This is a genomic window from Bacillus sp. FSL R5-0431, assembly GCF_038002985.1.
GTDB lineage: Bacteria > Bacillota > Bacilli > Bacillales > Bacillaceae > Bacillus.
In genome coordinates this window covers 542010-564410 of the sequence record NZ_JBBOOG010000001.1, presented here as the reverse complement: position 1 = coordinate 564410, position 22401 = coordinate 542010, and the positions used below count along the sequence as shown (strand labels likewise).

The window sequence follows — 22401 nt, the reverse complement described above, 5'->3', positions numbered from 1 at the left end:
CTATTCTACTGATCTTCTTTTTTCTTTTTTTCTTCCTGATCATCAGCTAAACCTTTTGTGGCATTTTTGAATTCACGTAATGTATCTCCTGCTGCTCTTCCTAATTCAGGAAGCTTTTTCGGCCCAAAAATAATGAGCGCAACAATCGCAATCAGAACCAAGCTTCCAGGACCGATCGGACCCATTTGCTCCACCCCCTTTACCCCTTTTCGTCAATCCTCCTGTGTAACAGAGTAATGCTTTAAGAAATACACAAGAGACTGAAGTTCAACCGCCAAATCTATATGATGAATTCGAATGTGTTCCGGCACATTCAATCGAGCCGGCGTAAAGTTAAGGATTCCTTTGATGCCAAGGGCAATCAAACGATCTGTAATGGATTGAGCTGCTACGGCAGGTACTGTCAAAATGGCAACAGGAATATCTCCTACCTCTTGAACATGCTCTTCAAGCTTATCCAAATCATAGACAGGCACGCCGCCTATCTCACTTCCTATTTTACTCTCATTGACGTCAAAAGCCATTGAAATTTTTGTATTATTATTTTTGATGAAATTATAGTGTAAAAAAGCAGTCCCTAAATTCCCGACACCGATGAGCATGACATTGGTCATTTCATCTTGGTCAAGTGTCTTTCTGAAGAAGGTCAAGAGGTAATCGACATTATAGCCATACCCTTTCTTCCCAAGTGCACCAAAGTACGAAAAATCTCGGCGAATGGTGGCAGAATCCACTTTGACTGCATCACTAAGCTCTGCCGATGACACCCTTTGTTTTCCTGATGCATGCAGATTTTTTAAAAAACGGTAATATAGCGGCAAACGTTTGGCTGTCGCTTGTGGAATTTTTGACTGATCTATATTCATATAAGGTCCTCCAACTTAAATATCAGATGCTCTGTGAAAATCACCGTTTTTCCCGCCTGTCTTTTCAATTAAATAGGTAGGACCGATGATCATGCCTTTATCAATCGCTTTGCACATGTCGTAAACGGTCAGTGCACATACTGAAGCAGAAGTGAGCGCTTCCATCTCCACACCCGTACTTCCTTTTGTTTTCACCTGTACTTGTATGTTCAGAATGTACGCATTTCCGTCTTCCTCCCAATCAAAGGAGATATCCACGCCTTTTAGTGCAAGCGGATGACACATTGGAATGATGGTAGATGTTTGCTTTGCTGCCATGATGCCAGCAACCTGTGCAACAGACAGCACATCCCCTTTTCCAATTTCACGTTGTTGTATTTTATGAAACACTTCTTTTATCATACGAACGCTTGAAGCAGCAACGGCGGTTCTCACTGTAGACGATTTGTCACTAATGTCGACCATCTTTGCTCTTCCCTGTTCGTTAAAGTGGCTAAATTGACTCATCTTTCAACGCTCCCTCACTCAAATGATACACTATTTTTTCCTATCTGTCTTTCATTTGAATATGGCGATTGTATGTAACATTTGCCGGTTTACTGCTGATAAGCTACACTTAACATATTATAGCAGAGGTGAATTTACATGATGATTCTACAAGTGAATCAGCTGTCCAAATCGTTTGGTGCTGATACTGTTTTAACGAATATAAAATTGGAAGTCAAAGCAAGGGATCGGATTGCCATTGTAGGTCGTAACGGCGCAGGCAAATCCACCCTTTTGAAAATCATTGCCGGTCAATTGTCTTACGAGCAAGGTGAGATCATCAAACCGAAAGACCTATCGATCGGCTATTTAGCACAGCATACCGATGTGACATCTACACGTACGTTAAAAGACGAATTATTATCGGTTTTTGATCATTTAAAAGGGATGGAACAAGAGATGAGAATCATTGAGGAGAAAATGGCTTCCTCCACAGGTTCTGAGCTGGATTCCCTCATGAAAACCTATGACAGACTGCAGCAGGAATTTAAAGATCAAGGCGGCTATCAATACGAAGCAGATGTCCGCTCCATTCTTCATGGGCTGGGCTTTAGTCACTTTGAAGATGAGACAACCGTTCAATCCTTAAGCGGCGGCCAGAAAACCCGTCTAGCGCTTGGAAAGCTCTTATTAATGAAACCAGAACTCTTAATTCTGGACGAGCCGACCAACCATTTAGATATTGATACCTTATCATGGCTGGAGCAGTATTTGCAAAATTATACAGGCGCCATTCTGATCGTGTCCCATGACCGCTACTTCTTAGACAAAGTGGTGAACCATGTGTATGAAGTCTCAAGAACTGCCATGAAAAAGTTCGCAGGCAACTATAGTAAGTATCTTGAACTGAAAGCTGAGCAGCTAGAGCGTGATATGAAGCTCTACGAAAAGCAGCAAGAAGAAATCTCAAAGCTACAAGACTTCGTAGATCGCAACCTGGCAAGAGCCTCAACCACAAAGCGCGCTCAGAGCAGACGCAAGCAGCTGGAACGGATGGATCGTTTAGATAAGCCATTAGGTGATGAAAAATCCGCAAACTTTCATTTTGATATTACGAGACAAAGCGGCAATGATGTGCTGAAGGTACATGATCTCGACATTCGTTATGATGAAAAAACACCACTCCTATCCTCCCTTTCTTTTCAGATCAAACGTGAGGATAGCGTGGCACTCATTGGTCCTAACGGGATTGGGAAATCAACCCTTTTAAAAACGTTAACGAACACATTAACGCCTGTAAAAGGCGACATCACCTTTGGATCTCATGTCACGATCGGCTACTATGACCAAGAACAAGCCAAACTGACATCATCCAAAAAAGTGCTCAATGAGCTTTGGGATGACTATCCTCATATGAATGAAAAAGAAATTCGGACATGTTTAGGGAATTTCCTTTTTTCTGGTGATGACGTCTTAAAGCCCGTTCATGCATTAAGCGGTGGAGAAAAAGCCCGGCTTGCCCTGGCAAAGCTGATGCTTCAAAAAGCCAATTTCCTAATACTTGATGAGCCTACGAACCATTTGGACTTAGATAGTAAGGAAATTTTAGAGAATGCGCTGATCGATTATCCAGGAACCATCTTATTTGTCTCGCATGACCGTTATTTTATTAATCGACTAGCAACGAAAGTATTCGAGCTGTCGCGAGCGGAAACAAAAGAATACCTTGGTGACTATGACTACTACCTTGAAAAGAAAAATGAACAATTAGAGCTTGAGGCGCTTCAAGAAAATGAACCGCTTAAAAAACAAGCAGCAAAGCCAGTAGAAACAGCAAAGCTTTCTTATGCGGAAGAGAAAGAACTGAAAAAGAAAGAAAGACAAAAGCAGCGCAGAATCGAGGAAATTGAAAAGCGGATTGCTGTCATTGAAGAGAAACTTGGTGAAAATGAAGAGCTTCTATGTGATCCTGCTATTTTCCAAAATCATGAGAAGGTCCAAGACATTCAAACAGAAAATGATACGCTTAATCAAGAGCTTGAATCACTTTTCGCGGAGTGGGAAGAGCTATCCGAATCTTAAAGAGTGCCCAAATGGGTGCTCTTTTTTCTTTCAGTGGAAATTTATTATCCACATTAATATCCACAAAAACTTCTTTGTTATTCTTAAAAATTTTGGACTTATCCACTTTATTCACAGGTTTTTAATCACATATCCACACAAAAATTCTTTTTTATACACATTCTCTTCATTTCAAAACAAAATTTTCAAATAATTGTGGATATATAACGTTTACATGTGAATAAATCGCTTTCATTGAAAATGAAAAAAACCTGTGTATCCACAGGATTTTTCATTCATATGAGACAAGCGGTAAGCCCGGCTGGCCATTCATCGCCATATCGCCTCTTATTCCCTTTTCAAACGCAATGGTTCCAGCAGCAGCGATCATGGCTGCATTGTCTGTGCAAAGAGATAACGGCGGAATAATGACCTTCACGTCAGGTAGCTTTGTGAATGCTGTCGTCAAAGCTTCTCTCAGTCCTTTATTGGCAGCGACTCCACCAGCTAGGACAACCTGCTTTACGCCATAGGCCTCAGCCGCTTTTAATGTTTTCCCAACAAGCACCTCAATGACGCTTGCTTGAAAACTTGCTGCCAAATTCTCTGGAGCAATTGTTTCTCCCTTTTGAGATGCATTGTGTAATGTGTTAATTACAGCTGATTTTAATCCACTAAAGCTAAAGTGATAGGAACCTTCTTCAAGCCATGCACGAGGAAGTTTAATCGTTGGCTCTCCTTCATGTGCTAACCGATCAATATGAGGTCCACCTGGATACGGGAGACCCATCGTCCGAGCCACTTTATCGTAGGCTTCTCCAGCCGCATCATCTAATGTTTCTCCGATGACCTCAAAAGATCCATGCTCCTTCATTAGCACAAGCTCAGTATGTCCACCAGAGACAACAAGAGCCAAACATGGAAACTGTAATTCATCTACAAGCTGGTTTGCATAAATATGCCCAGCAATATGATGTACACCAACAAGAGGAATCTGATGAGCAAAGCTCAGTGCCTTGGCTGCGTTGACACCGATCAGAAGGGCACCGACTAAGCCCGGTCCTTCTGTGACAGCAATGGCATCTAAATCCTGAAAGCTCATATTGGCCTGTGTCATCACTTCTTCCAATACGATGGTAACTTGTTCCACGTGATGTCTTGAAGCGATTTCTGGTACAACACCGCCAAATCGTTTATGACTTTCTATTTGCGAGGCCACAACATTCGCCACAATTTCTTTCCCATTTTTTACAATGGATGCAGCTGTTTCATCACAGCTTGTCTCTATACCTAATATGAATCGATCTGTTTGTTCACTCATTTATATTCACCCACATGACCAATGCATCTTCCCCATTATCCGTATAATAATTCTTTCGAATAGAAGCTGGTCTGAAACCAAGCTTTTCATAAAGGGATTGTGCAGGTGTATTCGAAACCCGCACCTCTAAAGAAAGATGATCTGTCTTTTTTTCTTTGCAAAATTCCATGACATATCGCAGCAATGCTTCCCCGTAGCCCTTTCCTCTATGCTCAGGGAGAATCGCAATGTTCGTAATTTGTGCATCGTCCATGACGATCCAGACCCCGCAATACCCAACAGGCTGTTTATCTTCTTCAATGAGGAAATAATGGCTGTACTGGTTATGGAGAATCTCATAGACAAATGATTCTTTTTTCCAAGGTGCAGTAAACGAATGCACTTCAATCGTATACACCTCTGGAATGTCCGCTACCGTCATTTTTCGAATCTCTGTTATGTTGAGATTATTTTTGTCCTTCAAGCCATTTCACTTCCGCTTCTGCCAAACGAATATAGTTAGGAACAAGCTGATGAACATCTTCAGCAGGACGATCTGTCCCTAAAAACGCAAGCATTGAAGGTCTTGGGTTATGAAAAGCTCCCTCTGCTATCACAGCAGTTTCTCCTAAAATGGAGCGAATGCTCTCTTCATGAAGATGCACATCCTGCCCAAGAAATAGGACAGGCTTTCCTGTCTGCTTCAGCTCATGAAGCCAATCCGTGAGCAAGATATTTTGGTCTGGTTTGATCTCTTTGATTTTTCCTTCTTCAAACGTATATAGCCCAGTATAAACTTGTCCTCTTCTCGCATCAAATAGTGGCGAGATCCATCCATCAAAATATTGACCATTTGCCGCAAGTGTTTCTAAACTTGAAACAGCCGATATCGGGATAGACAGCGTCCACGCGAGTGTTTTTGCAATGGTCACACCAATTCGGACACCAGTGTAGGAACCAGGTCCTTTCGCTACAACGATTTTACTTAGTTCACTTGGCGCTACACCACATTCTTTCATTAATGCCTCAACAGTCGGCATCGCTCGAACGGAATGGTTCTTTTTTAAATACGTGATGCTCTCACCAATCACTGTGGAATCTTTTACAAGGGCAATTCCCAGTGTATGGTTAGACGTATCAATTGCCAGTATGGTCAAATTCTTTCATCTCCTTACAAAGGGTCTTATAGCGTTCCCCTTTTGCACTAAACGTGAGATGACGTTCTTCTTCACGTTCTGTTCTCAGCATTTCTATTTTCAAATAGGTGGAAGGCAATTGAGATCCAATGAGATGTGCCCACTCAACCAAGCATACACCTTCGCCCTCAAAATATTCTTCGAGCCCAATATCTTCTTCCGCATCTTCCATGCGGTACACGTCCATATGATAAAGTGGCAGTCTGCCATCGGTATATTCTTTAATAATCGTAAAGGTAGGGCTGTTGACGATACGGGTAATCCCTAAGCCTTCTGCAAAACCTTTTGAAAAAGTAGTTTTGCCTGCACCTAAATCCCCTTCTAATGTCAAAACATCGCCTGGCATCACAAGTTTGGCCAAAGCAGCGGCAATTCGTTTCGTCTCATCCGCACCTTTTGTCGTCCATGTTAATTTCACAGTTATGTCACCTCATTTCTTAAAATGATTATATCCTTTTTTCATTAACATTGTTTGCTGTTCATTGTCTTTTAATATAACGCTTGCTGCTTGATCACCTTTGACTTGTCCAATGCGTTTGACTTGAATGTCTTCTTTTCTACATTGCATTTCAAAGCTTTCCCAATCAGCCTCTGGAATCGTACCAGTTAATACAAAGTCTTCCCCGCCAAATAACACCCATTCCAGCCAGTCTTTACGCAGCACTGGTAAATCTGGATGTGCGGGGAGCTTGTTTGCTTCTATCTCTATCGTCACATGACTCGCTTCGGCTATCTCATTCAGCTCACTCGCTAATCCATCACTCACATCATTCAAGGTGACCCGTGGGAAGCTTGAGCAAATATGTCCAGCAGCAATGTGAGGCTGAGGCTTTTTATGACGCTCAAGAAAAAAGGATTTGTCGACTGCCTTGGTAGGGGTTACTTCGTTCATTAAAAGTGATAAGCCAGCAGCTGATGAACCAAGCTCACCTGTGACAAAGACGACGTCTCCTGTCTGAGCACTGTGACGATAACAAGCTGTTCCCTTGGGAACCTCGCCAATGACCGTCACTGTAATGACAAAGTCACTGCGAGTGGCGACTGTATCTCCACCAATTAAATCCATATGATAGGTGTCAGCCAATGCTTTCATTCCCTCGTAAAGAGCTGAAACGATCGTCTCATCACCATGAGGGGGGATCGCAATCGATACAAGATAATACTTTGGGGTTCCTCCCATTGCGGCAATATCACTGACATTGACCGCTAGTGCTTTAAAGCCAATCTCAAAAGGTGTGGAAAAATCAAAACGAAAATGAACATACTCCACCATTGTATCAACACAAACGACCTCTTCACAATGTGAATGAGGTTGATAAACACTTGCATCATCACCGATGCCCATAACCAAAGAACGCTGATGTGTTTCTTTTGGTGTAATTCGGCGAATAAGATCAAATTCATCCATAAAAAGCAGCCCCTTCATGCAATCAATTGATTGAGTAGACACGATGTCAGACATAATTAGTATTAGTGTAAGCCAATATGAGTTTCAATTCCAATTAAAAATGATATAAAGAAAGCCTGGTATGAAAAAACCAGGCTGGGTTGAAGTGTTCTATCTTTTTCTTTTCACATAACGTGTAGCCAAACACAAACCAATTCATTGCATCTTGGATACGTACGAAAAGAAAAAGACATAAAAAAAAACGAAACTATACGTTTTCGTTTACAAGTCATAAAAATGGCGGTCCGGACGGGACTCGAACCCGCGACCTCCTGCGTGACAGGCAGGCATTCTAACCAACTGAACTACCGGACCATTTTGGTTGCGGGGGCAGGATTTGAACCTGCGACCTTCGGGTTATGAGCCCGACGAGCTACCGAACTGCTCCACCCCGCGATGATATAAATATGACAAGCTTGGCGGCGTCCTACTCTCACAGGGGGAGACCCCCAACTACCATCGGCGCTGAAGAGCTTAACTTCCGTGTTCGGTATGGGAACGGGTGTGACCTCTTCGCTATCGCCACCAAACCTGATGGAGAGAATGTTCTCTCAAAACTAGATAACAATGTTCAAGCTTCACATTAGAATATAGGTTAAGTCCTCGATCTATTAGTATCTGTCAGCTCCACGTGTCACCACGCTTCCACCTCAGACCTATCAACCTGATCATCTTTCAGGGATCTTACTTCCTTGCGGAATGGGAAATCTCATCTTGAGGGGGGCTTCATGCTTAGATGCTTTCAGCACTTATCCCGTCCGCACATAGCTACCCAGCGATGCCCTTGGCAGAACAACTGGTACACCAGCGGTGCGTCCATCCCGGTCCTCTCGTACTAAGGACAGCTCCTCTCAAATTTCCTGCGCCCGCGACGGATAGGGACCGAACTGTCTCACGACGTTCTGAACCCAGCTCGCGTACCGCTTTAATGGGCGAACAGCCCAACCCTTGGGACCGACTACAGCCCCAGGATGCGATGAGCCGACATCGAGGTGCCAAACCTCCCCGTCGATGTGGACTCTTGGGGGAGATAAGCCTGTTATCCCCGGGGTAGCTTTTATCCGTTGAGCGATGGCCCTTCCATGCGGAACCACCGGATCACTAAGCCCGACTTTCGTCCCTGCTCGACTTGTAGGTCTCGCAGTCAAGCTCCCTTGTGCCTTTACACTCTGCGAATGATTTCCAACCATTCTGAGGGAACCTTTGGGCGCCTCCGTTACATTTTAGGAGGCGACCGCCCCAGTCAAACTGCCCACCTGACACTGTCTCCCTGCCCGATAAGGGCAGCGGGTTAGAAGGTCAATACAGCCAGGGTAGTATCCCACCGATGCCTCCACCGAAGCTAGCGCTCCGGTTTCCAAGGCTCCTACCTATCCTGTACAAGCTGTACCAACATTCAATATCAGGCTGCAGTAAAGCTCCACGGGGTCTTTCCGTCCTGTCGCGGGTAACCTGCATCTTCACAGGTACTATAATTTCACCGAGTCTCTCGTTGAGACAGTGCCCAGATCGTTGCGCCTTTCGTGCGGGTCGGAACTTACCCGACAAGGAATTTCGCTACCTTAGGACCGTTATAGTTACGGCCGCCGTTTACTGGGGCTTCAATTCGCACCTTCGCTTACGCTAAGCGCTCCTCTTAACCTTCCAGCACCGGGCAGGCGTCAGCCCCTATACTTCGCCTTACGGCTTCGCAGAGACCTGTGTTTTTGCTAAACAGTCGCCTGGGCCTATTCACTGCGGCTTCTCGGGGCTTTAACACCCTAAGAAGCACCCCTTCTCCCGAAGTTACGGGGTCATTTTGCCGAGTTCCTTAACGAGAGTTCTCTCGATCACCTTAGGATTCTCTCCTCGCCTACCTGTGTCGGTTTGCGGTACGGGCACCTCTCACCTCGCTAGAGGCTTTTCTTGGCAGTGTGGAATCAGGAACTTCGCTACTAAATTTCGCTCGCCATCACAGCTCAGCCTTTACGGGAAACGGATTTGCCTATTTCCCAGCCTAACTGCTTGGACGCGGATATCCAATACCGCGCTTACCCTATCCTCCTGCGTCCCCCCATTGCTCAAATGGTGAGGAGGTGGTACAGGAATATCAACCTGTTGTCCATCGCCTACGCCTTTCGGCCTCGGCTTAGGTCCCGACTAACCCTGAGCGGACGAGCCTTCCTCAGGAAACCTTAGGCATTCGGTGGACGGGATTCTCACCCGTCTTTCGCTACTCATACCGGCATTCTCACTTCTAAGCGCTCCACCAGTCCTTCCGGTCTGACTTCACAGCACTTAGAACGCTCTCCTACCACTGTTCGTAAGAACAGTCCGCAGCTTCGGTGATACGTTTAGCCCCGGTACATTTTCGGCGCAGAGTCACTCGACCAGTGAGCTATTACGCACTCTTTAAATGGTGGCTGCTTCTAAGCCAACATCCTGGTTGTCTAAGCAACTCCACATCCTTTTCCACTTAACGTATACTTTGGGACCTTAGCTGGCGGTCTGGGCTGTTTCCCTTTCGACTACGGATCTTATCACTCGCAGTCTGACTCCCAAGGATAAGTCATCGGCATTCGGAGTTTGACTGAATTCGGTAACCCGGTAGGGGCCCCTAGTCCAATCAGTGCTCTACCTCCGAGACTCTTACCTTGAGGCTAGCCCTAAAGCTATTTCGGAGAGAACCAGCTATCTCCAGGTTCGATTGGCATTTCACCCCTACCCACACCTCATCCCCGCACTTTTCAACGTGCGTGGGTTCGGGCCTCCATTCAGTGTTACCTGAACTTCACCCTGGACATGGGTAGATCACCTGGTTTCGGGTCTACGACCACGTACTCATGCGCCCTATTCAGACTCGCTTTCGCTGCGGCTCCGCATCTTCTGCTTAACCTTGCACGGGATCGTAACTCGCCGGTTCATTCTACAAAAGGCACGCCATCACCCATTAACGGGCTCTGACTACTTGTAGGCACACGGTTTCAGGATCTATTTCACTCCCCTTCCGGGGTGCTTTTCACCTTTCCCTCACGGTACTGGTTCACTATCGGTCACTAGGGAGTATTTAGCCTTGGGAGATGGTCCTCCCGGATTCCGACGGAATTTCACGTGTTCCGCCGTACTCAGGATCCACTCTGGAGAGAACAACATTTCAGTTACAGGGCTGTTACCTTCTTTGGCGGGCCTTTCCAGACCTCTTCGCTTATATCGTTCCTTTGTAACTCCGTATAGAGTGTCCTACAACCCCAAGAGGCAAGCCTCTTGGTTTGGGCTGTTCCCGTTTCGCTCGCCGCTACTCAGGGAATCGCATTTGCTTTCTCTTCCTCCGGGTACTTAGATGTTTCAGTTCCCCGGGTATGCCTTCTCATACTCTATGTATTCAAGTATGGATACTACTCCATTACGAGCAGTGGGTTTCCCCATTCGGAAATCTCCGGATCAAAGCTTGCTTACAGCTCCCCGAAGCATATCGGTGTTCGTCCCGTCCTTCATCGGCTCCTAGTGCCAAGGCATCCACCGTGCGCCCTTTCTAACTTAACCATTTCTTACTTTAGAAAGAATCACTATGTGTGATGAACTTTGCATTGCATTCAATGTGAATGTATTACTTATTGTTATCTAGTTTTCAAAGAACAATCCTGTCTCGCTAGAGACATGTTTTGAAGGAATGATCCTTCAAAACTAAACAAGACGAAAACGTACGCTGCTCCATATATCCTTAGAAAGGAGGTGATCCAGCCGCACCTTCCGATACGGCTACCTTGTTACGACTTCACCCCAATCATCTGCCCCACCTTCGGCGGCTGGCTCCATAAAGGTTACCTCACCGACTTCGGGTGTTGCAAACTCTCGTGGTGTGACGGGCGGTGTGTACAAGGCCCGGGAACGTATTCACCGCGGCATGCTGATCCGCGATTACTAGCGATTCCAGCTTCACGCAGTCGAGTTGCAGACTGCGATCCGAACTGAGAACAGATTTATGGGATTGGCTAAACCTTGCGGTCTCGCAGCCCTTTGTTCTGTCCATTGTAGCACGTGTGTAGCCCAGGTCATAAGGGGCATGATGATTTGACGTCATCCCCACCTTCCTCCGGTTTGTCACCGGCAGTCACCTTAGAGTGCCCAACTAAATGCTGGCAACTAAGATCAAGGGTTGCGCTCGTTGCGGGACTTAACCCAACATCTCACGACACGAGCTGACGACAACCATGCACCACCTGTCACTCTGTCCCCGAAGGGAAAGCCCTATCTCTAGGGTTGTCAGAGGATGTCAAGACCTGGTAAGGTTCTTCGCGTTGCTTCGAATTAAACCACATGCTCCACCGCTTGTGCGGGCCCCCGTCAATTCCTTTGAGTTTCAGTCTTGCGACCGTACTCCCCAGGCGGAGTGCTTAATGCGTTAGCTGCAGCACTAAGGGGCGGAAACCCCCTAACACTTAGCACTCATCGTTTACGGCGTGGACTACCAGGGTATCTAATCCTGTTCGCTCCCCACGCTTTCGCTCCTCAGCGTCAGTTACAGACCAGAGAGTCGCCTTCGCCACTGGTGTTCCTCCACATCTCTACGCATTTCACCGCTACACGTGGAATTCCACTCTCCTCTTCTGCACTCAAGTTTCCCAGTTTCCAATGACCCTCCCCGGTTGAGCCGGGGGCTTTCACATCAGACTTAAGAAACCGCCTGCGAGCCCTTTACGCCCAATAATTCCGGACAACGCTTGCCACCTACGTATTACCGCGGCTGCTGGCACGTAGTTAGCCGTGGCTTTCTGGTTAGGTACCGTCAAGGTGCGAGCAGTTACTCTCGCACTTGTTCTTCCCTAACAACAGAGCTTTACGATCCGAAAACCTTCATCACTCACGCGGCGTTGCTCCGTCAGACTTTCGTCCATTGCGGAAGATTCCCTACTGCTGCCTCCCGTAGGAGTCTGGGCCGTGTCTCAGTCCCAGTGTGGCCGATCACCCTCTCAGGTCGGCTACGCATCGTCGCCTTGGTGAGCCATTACCCCACCAACTAGCTAATGCGCCGCGGGTCCATCTGTAAGTGACAGCCGAAACCGTCTTTCATCCTTGAACCATGCGGTTCAAGGAACTATCCGGTATTAGCTCCGGTTTCCCGGAGTTATCCCAGTCTTACAGGCAGGTTACCCACGTGTTACTCACCCGTCCGCCGCTAACATCCGGGAGCAAGCTCCCTTCTGTCCGCTCGACTTGCATGTATTAGGCACGCCGCCAGCGTTCGTCCTGAGCCAGGATCAAACTCTCCGAGGTATGCAGGATGCATATCACACATGCGTTGCTACACGATGTAGCGAACTTAGCATGTGATCATTTCCTGCCTCGCCAGTTTGACTGACTACCTATGATGTATTATAGGATTTTTTTTATAAAAACTCGAATTAACAGGTACGTTTTGTCTTGTTTAGTTTTCAAAGATCACGTTTCAAAATGGAGCGGGTGATGAGAATCGAACTCACGACATCAGCTTGGAAGGCTGAGGTTTTACCACTAAACTACACCCGCGTGATTTGTATTGGCGCGCCCGAGAGGAGTCGAACCCCTAACCTTTTGATCCGTAGTCAAACGCTCTATCCAATTGAGCTACGGGCGCTTAATCAGGCGACTTAATTATCTTAACATATCGTTTTTATCAAGTCAACATCTTTTTAAAATTTGTTTGTCGCATGTGTTTGAATGTCTTTGTTTCAAATACGTCATCAGCGACGAATAAAAATATACCACGGATCACATAAATGGGTCAATACATTTTTCTAAAAAAGTTTCATATTTTTTAAGAAGTGGTTTTTTCTTAGATAAATAGAGATGCAATAGCCCTATTTTCTTCTCTTTCTTCATAATTCTAATGATTCTTAAATAAAATCTTTCTAAATCCAAAGGAGGACAAAACATGGTCACATAGAATTTTTATTTATTGGAAAATTCTTAATATTTTCCAAGCATTTAAAGGAGGTAGGAGATGATGAAAAAGTTCGTCGCTTTTCAAATCATGATCGCTTTGGTGATAGGAGCTCTTATCGGCCATTTCTTTCCTGACTTCGGGATGGCACTGCGGCCAATTGGAGATGGATTCATCAGATTGATTAAAATGATCGTTGTTCCTATCGTTTTCTCTACCATTGTTATTGGTGCAGCTGGCAGTGGCGGTATGAAGAAAATGGGCAGCCTAGGATTAAAGACGATCATTTGGTTTGAGGTCATCACAACCATCGTTCTAGGAATTGGTCTATTGCTGGCTAATGTTCTAAAGCCTGGCGTTGGCCTTGATTTCTCTAAATTAGCTAAGAAAGATATTGGTGAATTAGATGGCTATACGCAGAAAGTCGTCGACTTTAAACAAATGGTACTCGATATCATTCCAACGAATATCGTCGATGTTATGGCTCAGAATGATTTACTTGCTGTCATTTTCTTCGCCATATTATTTGGTGTAGCCGCAAGCGGCATCGGTAAAGCATCCGCTCCTGTTCTCACCTTCTTTGAATCAGTGGCACAAATTATGTTTAAGCTAACGCAGATGGTCATGGTGACAGCACCTATTGGAGTTCTTGCATTAATGGCTGCTTCCGTTGGCCAATATGGCATTGTTTTATTAATCCCAATGATGAAGCTTGTCGGGACTGTATTTTTAGGATTATTCATTATTCTCTTTGCTTTGTTCCCTCTGGTCGCACTGATCTTCCGTTTTAACTACTTCGAAGTTTTAAAAATGATTTGGGATTTGTTCTTGGTTGCCTTCTCTACTACAAGTACAGAAACTGTCCTTCCTCAGCTTATGTCACGAATGGAAAAATACGGGTGTCCAAAAAGAATCGTCTCCTTTGTCATTCCATCTGGTCTTTCTCTCAATTGTGATGGGTCCAGTTTATATTTATCGGTATCCTGTGTGTTTCTTGCACAAGCGTTTGGTGTCGACATGAGTCTGTCACAGCAGCTTTTGATGATGCTTGTTCTTGTGTTAACGAGTAAAGGGATTGCAGCGGTGCCATCTGGTTCACTCGTCGTTCTTTTAGCAACCGCCCATGCAGTAGGTCTTCCAGCAGAAGGCGTCGCCATTATCGCCGGTGTTGATCGAATTATGGATATGGCACGAACAGGTGTGAATGTTCCAGGGCATGCCGTTGCATGTATTGTCGTATCGAAATGGGAAAAAGTATTCCGTGAGTCCGCATGGGAAGTTCCAAAAGCAGGTGAGGAAACAAAAGGGATGTAATGTTATATGAAGGAAAGGGGTTCCCCTTTCCTTTTCTTATGATAAAAATGCTTGCTTTAGGACCGCTTTGCCTTGAGGTTGCAGCTGCACTTCTGCATATGCGCCATTAATCAGCGTCATTTGTGGCGGGACATGCCCACAATCTATATCGTAGAAAATGGGGATTTGTAATTCCTTTTGTAATTCTTCATATACGTCCCGATATTGATACCCTTCTACAGGCACATCAACTGCACTTCGCCCAAACATGATACCTGAACAGTGGTCAAACCACCCTGCTAGTTTTAATTGAACAAGTGATCTCTTCATGCTGGTAGCATTTAATGCGCAGTTTTCGAAGTACCAGAGAATCGGTTCACCTTTTATGAATGTTTCCTGAAAAGCTTTAACGTCTCCAAAAGGTGTCCCCGCTAAGTGACGTATGATATCAATGCAGCCTCCCATCAGTCTCCCCTTCACCGCCTTCTCCTGCGGATGAACAGTGCGCCATCTTGTAGGCTCTGTTAAATGAAAGACATGTTGACTCGGGGTGTCATGCTGCCATTCCTTTTGATACTTATATGAAGAAAACTGAGTAATGTCCATCTCCTCTTCTGTGGAAAGCACTTTTTCCCACATAGCAGTCGTTTGATCAGACTCTTCCCCTCGTAAATCCACTAAGTTTGGGCCATGTGCTGTAGCAATGCCTGTTTTTAATGTAAATGCCAGCAAGAGTGCACTCGTATCTGAGTAACCAAGAATCCACTTTTTGTGCATCGTTGAGAAATCAAGGTGCTCTAGCACTTCCATCAAAAGCTGTCCTCCCCATGGCGGGATGATGTGGTCAATCTCATTGCACGTCATCATATACTGAAGCTCGTTTGCTCGTTCTATGGCAGGCGCTGATTTTGCCTTTTCCTGGTGCCATACCGTCTCTCCACATATGACATCATAGCCTCTTTTTTTCATTCGTTCGCATGAGAGCTGAAACATGTCATGCAAGGATGGCTGTACACCTGAGGAAGGTGCTGTGACACCAATCGTTTGTCCTTTTTGTAAATGCGGAAATTGTATCATTCTGTTTCCCCCATCCTCTCTCAATCTCTCAAGCCTACCCATTTTAAAGAAGATGCCCCTTTTACAAGGGACATCTTCTCTTATTCCTTTTGACGTAGCACAGTATAGACACCTGCAAATATACATAGAATTCCAATGAATGAGCGTAATCCCATTTCTTCTCCCAAAAGCAGCCATCCAAGAATGGCACCTACGATCGGTTGAAAGAAAAAGAATAGACCTCCGCTTGAGGCATCCATCAATTGAAGCCCTCTATTCCACAAAAAGAATGCTAAAGCTGTTGAAATGATGCCTAGATAAAGAATACCGCCCCAAATCTCTGGCCTTGCCATCTGCTCCACATCTAGGTGAGGTAAACGAAATAATACTGGCGGTGTTAAAACAATGAATGCAATGATGATCGCATATGTGGTTGTCACCACCTGAGGGTATTTTCCTGGAACTCGTTTTAGCAAAACAGACATAAGCGCCCATGTTAAAGCAGCGATGACCAATGAAAGACCGCCAACAAATTCATCTGTTTGCACTGCGACTGGTCCAATCATGAGCAATACACCTGCTGTAGCAAGCAGGATGGATGCGCACTTTCGAACAGTCATGGCTTCTTTTAATAGAAAGAACGCAAACAGCACCATAAACGCAGGTGTTGCAGATGTGATAACGGCCCCCATTTGTGCAGACGTATACATCGTCCCGATTTCTTGGGTCACGATTGAAAGAAAATTTCCGATCAGCCCAATCACCACTATAAGCGGGATATCTTTTTTATCTAATCGAAAGGAATAGCCCAAGCGCCAAATGGTGAACACCAAAACGACTCCTGCTACAGCATATCTCATCCAAACGAGCTCAAGTGGTGGAACAACCGCTACTGTTACTTTGACAACAACGTACATGCCGCCCCAAATACTTGCAGCGATTGCTAGGTAAAGGGCGCCTATATATTTTTCATTCATCTTTTTCCCTCCGTTACTGGATATTTTGATGACCATATCCACAAACGGAGATCACTCTCCGTTATGGACGGAGGGCATTTGGAACATCATGTTCAAACAAAGGCTTCCATAGCATTGCCGTCACTCCAATTATTTTTATTTTCTGATACTTTATAACAAATTCTGGTTGACTTCAATCCTTTTTTGTCACCTTTTTTCTTCATATAATAGAAGATAAGCGGCTATTGACATGCTGAATTCGTTTTCATATAGTAAGTAAAACTATAGGTGGTCACGCAGAAAAGGAGTAGAGGTCGTTGGATATTGAAGCTAGAAAACACATTCCCAGCACGGAACATGAACCATTTCTCGAGGGAATAAAAGATTGTGTGCCAACCCTGCTTGGTTATATGAGTATTGGGTTTGCCTTCGGAATTGTTGGAATTAGCGCACAGTTGAGCTTATGGGACATTGCGCTTCTATCAATCTTTATTTATGCAGGTGCTTCACAGTTTATTATCTGTGCACTGCTTGTCACTGGAAGTCCCCTTTCCGCTATTATTCTCACTACATTTATTGTGAATCTGCGTCATTTATTGCTCAGCCTGACGCTGGCTCCTCATTTTACACGCTACTCTGTGAAACAAAACATTGGATTCAGTCTATTGCTGACTGATGAATCCTTTGGCGTAGCCATGAATAAATTAGCTCAGCAAGGAAAGCTGAATAATCGGTGGATGCATGGGCTAAACATAACGGCTTATTTGTGCTGGATTGCTGCCTGTATACTTGGCGGCATTTTTGGACACTGGATTTCAAATCCTGAAGCCCTTGGTCTTGATTTTGCCCTTTCCGCTATGTTTGCTGCGCTGTTGGTTCTTTCTTTGCAAACTGTGCCTAAAAGCAAGTTAACCCATCGCCTGTCACTTGTTTTGTATATGGTCGTTGCAATGTTTGTTCTGCTTCATTTTGTTCCCTCACACGTGGCTGTTCTGTTAGCCACCATGATTGTCGCAACCATTGGGGTGGTGACAGATAAATGATCAGCAGTTTTATGATATGGCTGATTCTCGGCTGTATGATTGTAACCGTCATTCCAAGGGTCGTTCCCTTTTTATTTGTACGAAGTATCGAGCTGCCTGAATTGGTGCTTAAGTGGTTATCGTTTATTCCCATTTGTATCTTTACAGCTTTGATTGCAGAGCATCTGTTCATTCATACCACAACAGGCGTCACCATTCACTGGATGTACCTTGCTGTCTTAGTTCCGACCGTACTGATCGCTATTTGGACAAAAAGCTTGTCACTTACTGTTCTTGTAGGCGTCATGCTGATGGGAACTGCTAGATGGTTTTTCTAAAAGAAAAAGCTTAACCGCATGTGGTTAAGCTTTTTTCTTATCAGGAATTCATCATCAGGGCATGCCTTAGATGGTTTATGTAGCTTTCTGAAAGCTACTCGTTTAGTTTATTCTTCACATCCCCTTTTTTATCTTGAAGCTTTCCTTTGGCTTGATCCTTTTTCCCTTCTGCTTTCAGGTTTTGATGATCTGTTGCTTCGCCAAGCTTTTCTTTCACTTGACCTTTGACTTGATTTGTTTTTCCTTTCGCTTTATCCATATGTCCTTTTTCTTCACTCATTTGTTCCACCTCCACGTTTGATACTATTCATTTAGCCTTTTTGAGAGATACAAAACATCTGAGTGTGCGATCCAAGAAACTACAGCAACATGAAAATCCAGCCAAGGTCGGCTGGATTAAAAATAATGATCTATAAGATAGACTTAAAAGCTTTAACCTGTTTTACTCTGATCGTATTCAACCAGATCACCTAGAATTTCGTCAATCTGATTCATCATCGCAGTTTCAATTTTCACCTCAGATGCTAAAGCATTCTCCCTCACCTGTTCTGGACTAGAAGCACCGATAATTGCTGCAGAAACGTTCTGGTTTTGCAGTACCCATGCTATCGCAAGCTGAGCGAGAGTAAGATCAACCTCTTGTGCGACGGGCTTAAGCTTTTGGATCGCCTCTAAGGTGTTATTATTCATCCAGCGTTGAGCAAGGTTTTTAAAAAAAGGTTTTCCAGCAGATGAGTTAGCACGCGAATTAGTCGGAAGTGATTTTCCTGGGAGATACTTTCCAGTAAGGATCCCCTGGGCCAAAGGCGACCATACTACCTGGCCAAGTCCTTCACGCTGGCAGGTCGGTATTACATCACTTTCAATGATTCTCCATAACATGGAGTATTGAGGTTGGCTGGCGATAAGGGGGACATTTAGCTCTCGTGCAAGCGCTGCCCCTCGAGTAATTTGTTCTGCTGTCCACTCACTTACACCAATATAGTTCACTTTACCCTGTCTTACTAGATCTGAGAAAGCTAACATCGTTTCTTCCAGAGGTGTAGTTGGATCAAACCTGTGTGCATAGTAAATATCAATATAATCCGTTTGTAAACGTCGCAAAGAGGCATGACAGTTTTCCAAAATATGCTTGCGTGATAATCCTCTATCGTTTTTCCCAGTACCAGTTGGATGACATACTTTTGTACAAAGTTCAATACTCTCCCGCCGGATCCCTTTTAAAGACCTGCCTAGTATCTCTTCAGCCTTGGTGTCTGAATAAACATCAGCAGTATCAAACGTCGTAATACCAACATCAAGAGCGGCTTTCACACAATCATGGGCAGTTTCTTCATTTATCTTACCACCATGATTAATCCAGTTTCCGTAAGCAAGTTTACTAATTGTTAATCCACTAGATCCAAGTTTACTATACTCCATAACAATGCCCTCCTTTTAAAAGAATACTTTCATTATAAAAAGAGGTCGTTAATATGTATAATATATATATTCAGATAAATATATATATATTTTATATAATTAAAAATATTTCCATTAAAAAAGCGCAAAACTGTTTAATAACAATCCTTCGGAATCATTTTACACAATAAGCAAGTATGAAATTTATAGGGGGGGCATAAAAAATGGATCTGAGACAAATACGTTATTTTATAATGGTTGCTGAAGAACTAAATTTTAGCCGGGCAGCTGAACGTCTTAAAATGGCACAGCCTCCATTAAGTCAAGAAATTCGTAAATTAGAAGAAGAGTTAGGTGTTACGCTTTTTCATAGAACGAAAAGACAGGTTAAACTTTCAGATACAGGGAGAGTATTTTTAGAAGAAGCCCGCCGTACGCTTCTTCAAGTAGATAGAACGATTAAAGCAACACAACTTGCAGATGACGGAAGGATCGGTCAGTTAACGATCGGTTTCGTAGATTCTACTGATATTGTGATTGATATTATTAAAAGGTTTCGAGAAAATTTCCCTAACATCCATCTTGTCTTATATGAAATGGCTACAGAACAGCAGTTAAAAGCACTATATAAGAAAGAAATTCAAATAGGATTTATTCGTTCTAACCAAAATAATAAGATACTTACCTCAGAAATTTGTTGTGAGGAATCATTAAGCTTGGTTTTGCCAGAAAATCATCCTTTAGCTTCATTTCCCAAAGTTCCAATTCATTTATTAGCCAATGAACCATTTATCATGTTTCCACGTCATCTAGGTGCAGCATTTTATGATTTAATTATCAGCTACTTTTGGGAAAATAGCATAAGTTTAAACGTAGTTCAGGAAGCTATTCAAATGCATACGATTGTTAATTTAGTTGCTGCAGGAATGGGAATCTCTGTGGTTCCATCTTCAGTAGAAAGCGTAAAACGCGCAGGGGTTGTTTATAGAAAAATCCAAGAAACTACACCAAAAGTAAATTTATATGTTTCATGGAGACAAGATGATACATCAACCGTTGCTGACCACTTTTTAACAGTTGTGAGAGAAGCTTATTTAAGTTCTCAGTCTAAATCATGAAGATCCAGCCAGGGTCAGCTGGATTAAAAAATACTTATCTATAAGACAGGCTTAAAAGCTTTCACCTGCTATGTACACGTTTCAGGTATGATAGACATAATGGAAAGAAAGGTTGGTGCTCTGTTCAATGATCATCTCTGAAAACATATTCACCGTTCGTGGTTTGACCTATCGTATTCGGTCTGCTGCAATTGGCGATGCCAAGCAGTTATCAGCTCTCAGACTGAAAATTGATGGTGAAACAGAATATTTAGACCGTGAACCAGGCGAAGCCTTTCTTCATGAAAAAGATTTTGAGGTTTTGATTCAAGAGGATGCCAAGCAAAGCAGGCATTTATTTTTGGTCGCTGATATTGAAGGAGAGATTGTCGGTTTCTCTAGATGTGAGGGACATTCACTCAAGCGCTCTGCTCACAAAGTGACATTTGGCATCGCCATACAAAAGATGCCTGGGGCTATCACATTGGCAAAGAGCTTTTAGCCGCTTCTATTGACTGGGCTGATCAGCAAGGCATCCAGAAAATGTCACTTCACGTGCTGGAAACCAACCAAAAAGCCATTCGGTTATATGAGCGCCATGGCTTTCTGATTGAAGGGGTATTAAAAAATGATAAACGGCTGGCAGATGGACTTTATTACAATACTGTTGTGATGGGCAGGCAGAGGCCAAGCTTCTGACTACTTACATCACATAGCCCCATACCATTGAAATCGCACTGTATATCAGAAGCAGCCCCATGACAAACTGGAACGGTTTTTCGTAAGCAGTCAAAAAGCGCTTATATAAAGAGCCAAATAGGCTCCAGCTGAATGTACCGAGAAAGCCAATAAGTGCGAGAATCAATGTCCATATCACATAATGCATATTAGATTGTCCATATGGCAAAACAAAGGTTGAAATCACGGTCAACCCATACAAGATCGCTTTTGGGTTGATAAATTGCAGCATCATACCAGGAACAAAATGATTGTAGCGGTCAAGGGTTTCGTCATCCCCGCCTTTACTTTTCATGATTTTGACAGCTAAATAAATCATGTATGCGGCTCCGATGAACGCCATGACCCAGCCTATTTTCGGCATCACTTGATAAAGAATGATATTAAAGAAGCAACTCAAACACAAAATGACGAGAAACCCGATACCCACACCTAAACAAAATCGAAATGTTTGCTTGACCCCATACTTATTCGTAAAGACCATGGCCATGATGTTGTTTGGCCCCGGGGTAAAGCTGCTCACAAAAGCATAGATCAACATAGAAAGAATCAAGTTGCCGCCTCCCTCGTGCGTTATTAAGACTTTAATTACTTTATTGCGTATGTTACGTTTTATTGTAACGTTTGGTCTTTATAAAGTAAATAGAGAAAGGAGTTTTTTCATGGAAGATGTACAATCGATTATTTCTAAAAATGTGAGGCTTCTTAGAGATCAAAAAAAATTAAGCCTAGAAAAGATGGCAGAATTAACTGGTGTCAGTAAAACCATGATTGGACAAATTGAAAGAGGAGAATCAACCCCTACCATCACGACTTTGTGGAAAATCGCCAACGGATTAAAGGTATCTTTTAGTGAGCTCATTCACGCACCACAGCCTGAAATCAAAGTAGTACGCAATGAGGATGCACAGATTTTAACGGAAGATGACGGGAGATATCGCGTGTATACGACTTTTCCCTTTGATGACCGGGGAAAATTTGAAGTGTACCGAGTAGAAATTGATCCTGGCGGGTCGCTGCATGCGAATGAACATATTGGCGGAACAGAGGAATTGATCACTGTTTTTGAGGGAGCGCTTGATATATCCATTGGTGATGAGCAATACAGCTTAAAGGCCGGCGACTCCATTCGTTTTAAAGCGGACCGTTCGCATGCATATAAACAAACCGGAGAGCAAATGGTCCGGCTGCAAATGATTCTTTATTATCCGCAATAAAAAAGCTGACAGGCTTGTCCACCTGTCA

19 protein-coding genes, 4 tRNA genes, 3 rRNA genes and 1 pseudogene are annotated in these 22401 nt (G+C 43.9%); 7 read left to right on the top strand and 20 right to left on the bottom strand.

What is annotated here, in order from left to right:
* Positions 1-5: 5 nt before the first annotated feature.
* The 3 genes from MKZ03_RS02850 to moaC are packed head-to-tail and all read right to left on the bottom strand — an operon-like array spanning position 6 to position 1373.
* The gene (locus MKZ03_RS02850; protein ID WP_003214302.1) at positions 6-185 is read right to left on the bottom strand and encodes a twin-arginine translocase TatA/TatE family subunit; all 180 of its coding nucleotides are present in this window, start codon (positions 183-185) and stop codon (positions 6-8) included.
* Positions 186-212: 27 nt separating this feature from the next.
* Positions 213-866 carry a redox-sensing transcriptional repressor Rex gene (locus MKZ03_RS02845; protein ID WP_008355687.1) on the bottom strand — a complete coding sequence of 218 codons (654 nt, stop codon included), beginning with the start codon at positions 864-866 and terminating at the stop codon, positions 213-215.
* A gap of 15 nt (positions 867-881) precedes the next feature.
* Positions 882-1373 (bottom strand): cyclic pyranopterin monophosphate synthase MoaC, encoded by a 492-nt coding sequence (gene moaC / locus MKZ03_RS02840; RefSeq protein ID WP_066031256.1) that lies wholly within the window; start codon positions 1371-1373, stop codon positions 882-884.
* A 138-nt stretch (positions 1374-1511) separates the two neighbouring features.
* Here moaC and MKZ03_RS02835 point away from each other — a divergent pair, with 138 nt between their 5' ends.
* Entirely contained in the window at positions 1512-3434 is a 1923-nt protein-coding gene (locus tag MKZ03_RS02835) for an ABC transporter ATP-binding protein (protein ID WP_307499146.1), read from the top strand.
* Between the two features lie 271 nt (positions 3435-3705).
* Here MKZ03_RS02835 and tsaD read toward each other — a convergent pair whose 3' ends face one another.
* The 12 genes from tsaD to MKZ03_RS02775 form a co-directional block, all read right to left on the bottom strand.
* Entirely contained in the window at positions 3706-4734 is a 1029-nt protein-coding gene (gene tsaD / locus MKZ03_RS02830; protein WP_034664904.1) for a tRNA (adenosine(37)-N6)-threonylcarbamoyltransferase complex transferase subunit TsaD, read from the bottom strand.
* Positions 4727-5155 (bottom strand): ribosomal protein S18-alanine N-acetyltransferase, encoded by a 429-nt coding sequence (gene rimI, locus MKZ03_RS02825; protein ID WP_024424460.1) that lies wholly within the window; start codon positions 5153-5155, stop codon positions 4727-4729. The genes tsaD and rimI overlap by 8 nt, the downstream gene beginning before the upstream one ends.
* 25 nt (positions 5156-5180) lie before the next feature.
* Positions 5181-5870, bottom strand: a complete 690-nt coding sequence (gene tsaB / locus MKZ03_RS02820) for a tRNA (adenosine(37)-N6)-threonylcarbamoyltransferase complex dimerization subunit type 1 TsaB (protein ID WP_034664907.1) — start codon at positions 5868-5870, stop codon at positions 5181-5183.
* Positions 5851-6327, bottom strand: coding sequence for a tRNA (adenosine(37)-N6)-threonylcarbamoyltransferase complex ATPase subunit type 1 TsaE (gene tsaE / locus MKZ03_RS02815; protein ID WP_341030837.1), 477 nt, complete (start codon positions 6325-6327; stop codon positions 5851-5853). The genes tsaB and tsaE overlap by 20 nt, the downstream gene beginning before the upstream one ends.
* Before the next feature lie 12 nt (positions 6328-6339).
* Positions 6340-7317, bottom strand: coding sequence for a thiamine-phosphate kinase (gene thiL / locus MKZ03_RS02810; RefSeq protein ID WP_341030835.1), 978 nt, complete (start codon positions 7315-7317; stop codon positions 6340-6342).
* A 277-nt stretch (positions 7318-7594) separates the two neighbouring features.
* Positions 7595-7671: transfer RNA gene (locus tag MKZ03_RS02805), tRNA-Asp, on the bottom strand.
* A 4-nt stretch (positions 7672-7675) separates the two neighbouring features.
* Positions 7676-7752, bottom strand: a tRNA-Met gene (locus MKZ03_RS02800).
* A gap of 18 nt (positions 7753-7770) precedes the next feature.
* Positions 7771-7886 (bottom strand): 5S ribosomal RNA (rrf, locus tag MKZ03_RS02795).
* 61 nt (positions 7887-7947) lie between these two features.
* Positions 7948-10878: ribosomal RNA gene (locus MKZ03_RS02790) — 23S ribosomal RNA — on the bottom strand.
* Between the two features lie 182 nt (positions 10879-11060).
* Positions 11061-12609: ribosomal RNA gene (locus MKZ03_RS02785) — 16S ribosomal RNA — on the bottom strand.
* Together the 16S, 23S and 5S rRNA genes with 4 tRNA genes alongside form the textbook arrangement of a ribosomal RNA operon.
* Before the next feature lie 178 nt (positions 12610-12787).
* Positions 12788-12861, bottom strand: a tRNA-Gly gene (locus MKZ03_RS02780).
* 11 nt (positions 12862-12872) lie between these two features.
* Positions 12873-12949: transfer RNA gene (locus MKZ03_RS02775), tRNA-Arg, on the bottom strand.
* A gap of 369 nt (positions 12950-13318) precedes the next feature.
* Here MKZ03_RS02775 and gltP point away from each other — a divergent pair.
* On the top strand, positions 13319-14569 hold the full coding sequence (gene gltP / locus MKZ03_RS02770; protein WP_034666069.1) for a glutamate-aspartate/proton symporter GltP: 1251 nt from the start codon (positions 13319-13321) through the stop codon (positions 14567-14569).
* Positions 14570-14605: 36 nt separating this feature from the next.
* Here gltP and MKZ03_RS02765 read toward each other — a convergent pair whose 3' ends face one another.
* Positions 14606-15625: a S66 family peptidase gene (locus MKZ03_RS02765; protein WP_307499142.1), complete on the bottom strand. Its 1020-nt coding sequence runs from the start codon at positions 15623-15625 to the stop codon at positions 14606-14608.
* A gap of 80 nt (positions 15626-15705) precedes the next feature.
* A complete protein-coding gene (locus tag MKZ03_RS02760) occupies positions 15706-16581 on the bottom strand; it encodes a DMT family transporter (RefSeq protein ID WP_034665952.1) in 876 nt (291 codons plus the stop codon).
* 296 nt (positions 16582-16877) lie between these two features.
* Between MKZ03_RS02760 and MKZ03_RS02755 the strand changes: the two genes are divergently transcribed.
* Complete coding sequence (locus MKZ03_RS02755) at positions 16878-17603, top strand: AzlC family ABC transporter permease (protein ID WP_341030831.1); 726 nt, start codon at positions 16878-16880, stop codon at positions 17601-17603.
* Entirely contained in the window at positions 17600-17920 is a 321-nt protein-coding gene (locus MKZ03_RS02750; RefSeq protein ID WP_341030829.1) for an AzlD domain-containing protein, read from the top strand. The genes MKZ03_RS02755 and MKZ03_RS02750 overlap by 4 nt, the downstream gene beginning before the upstream one ends.
* 94 nt (positions 17921-18014) lie before the next feature.
* Here MKZ03_RS02750 and MKZ03_RS02745 read toward each other — a convergent pair whose 3' ends face one another.
* Together MKZ03_RS02745 and MKZ03_RS02740 are read right to left on the bottom strand one after the other, a co-directional pair.
* Positions 18015-18200 carry a CsbD family protein gene (locus tag MKZ03_RS02745; protein WP_034665964.1) on the bottom strand — a complete coding sequence of 62 codons (186 nt, stop codon included), beginning with the start codon at positions 18198-18200 and terminating at the stop codon, positions 18015-18017.
* Positions 18201-18352: 152 nt separating this feature from the next.
* Positions 18353-19342, bottom strand: a complete 990-nt coding sequence (locus MKZ03_RS02740; RefSeq protein WP_341030827.1) for an aldo/keto reductase family protein — start codon at positions 19340-19342, stop codon at positions 18353-18355.
* Positions 19343-19545: 203 nt separating this feature from the next.
* On the opposite strand from MKZ03_RS02740, the gene MKZ03_RS02735 reads away from it, so the two are divergent.
* On the top strand, positions 19546-20439 hold the full coding sequence (locus MKZ03_RS02735) for a LysR substrate-binding domain-containing protein (RefSeq protein WP_307499135.1): 894 nt from the start codon (positions 19546-19548) through the stop codon (positions 20437-20439).
* A gap of 127 nt (positions 20440-20566) precedes the next feature.
* Positions 20567-21117, top strand: a pseudogene (locus MKZ03_RS02730) (GNAT family N-acetyltransferase).
* A gap of 4 nt (positions 21118-21121) precedes the next feature.
* Here MKZ03_RS02730 and MKZ03_RS02725 read toward each other — a convergent pair.
* A complete protein-coding gene (locus tag MKZ03_RS02725; RefSeq protein WP_095286277.1) occupies positions 21122-21709 on the bottom strand; it encodes a LysE family transporter in 588 nt (195 codons plus the stop codon).
* 109 nt (positions 21710-21818) lie between these two features.
* On the opposite strand from MKZ03_RS02725, the gene MKZ03_RS02720 reads away from it, so the two are divergent.
* Complete coding sequence (locus MKZ03_RS02720) at positions 21819-22373, top strand: helix-turn-helix domain-containing protein (protein ID WP_334750846.1); 555 nt, start codon at positions 21819-21821, stop codon at positions 22371-22373.
* The last annotated feature ends 28 nt before the right edge of the window (positions 22374-22401 follow it).

Bases quoted from the DNA above. Each gene is read 5' to 3' on its own strand.
- MKZ03_RS02850 (WP_003214302.1), bottom strand. From the start codon at position 185: ATGGGTCCGATCGGTCCTGGAAGCTTGGTTCTGATTGCGATTGTTGCG.
- MKZ03_RS02845 (WP_008355687.1), bottom strand. From the start codon at position 866: ATGAATATAGATCAGTCAAAAATTCCACAAGCGACAGCCAAACGTTTG.
- moaC (WP_066031256.1), bottom strand. From the start codon at position 1,373: ATGAGTCAATTTAGCCACTTTAACGAACAGGGAAGAGCAAAGATGGTC.
- MKZ03_RS02835 (WP_307499146.1), top strand. From the start codon at position 1,512: ATGATGATTCTACAAGTGAATCAGCTGTCCAAATCGTTTGGTGCTGAT.
- tsaD (WP_034664904.1), bottom strand. From the start codon at position 4,734: ATGAGTGAACAAACAGATCGATTCATATTAGGTATAGAGACAAGCTGT.
- rimI (WP_024424460.1), bottom strand. From the start codon at position 5,155: ATGACGGTAGCGGACATTCCAGAGGTGTATACGATTGAAGTGCATTCG.
- thiL (WP_341030835.1), bottom strand. From the start codon at position 7,317: ATGGATGAATTTGATCTTATTCGCCGAATTACACCAAAAGAAACACAT.
- gltP (WP_034666069.1), top strand. From the start codon at position 13,319: ATGAAAAAGTTCGTCGCTTTTCAAATCATGATCGCTTTGGTGATAGGA.
- MKZ03_RS02765 (WP_307499142.1), bottom strand. From the start codon at position 15,625: ATGATACAATTTCCGCATTTACAAAAAGGACAAACGATTGGTGTCACA.
- MKZ03_RS02760 (WP_034665952.1), bottom strand. From the start codon at position 16,581: ATGAATGAAAAATATATAGGCGCCCTTTACCTAGCAATCGCTGCAAGT.
- MKZ03_RS02750 (WP_341030829.1), top strand. From the start codon at position 17,600: ATGATCAGCAGTTTTATGATATGGCTGATTCTCGGCTGTATGATTGTA.
- MKZ03_RS02745 (WP_034665964.1), bottom strand. From the start codon at position 18,200: ATGAGTGAAGAAAAAGGACATATGGATAAAGCGAAAGGAAAAACAAAT.
- MKZ03_RS02740 (WP_341030827.1), bottom strand. From the start codon at position 19,342: ATGGAGTATAGTAAACTTGGATCTAGTGGATTAACAATTAGTAAACTT.
- MKZ03_RS02735 (WP_307499135.1), top strand. From the start codon at position 19,546: ATGGATCTGAGACAAATACGTTATTTTATAATGGTTGCTGAAGAACTA.
- MKZ03_RS02720 (WP_334750846.1), top strand. From the start codon at position 21,819: ATGGAAGATGTACAATCGATTATTTCTAAAAATGTGAGGCTTCTTAGA.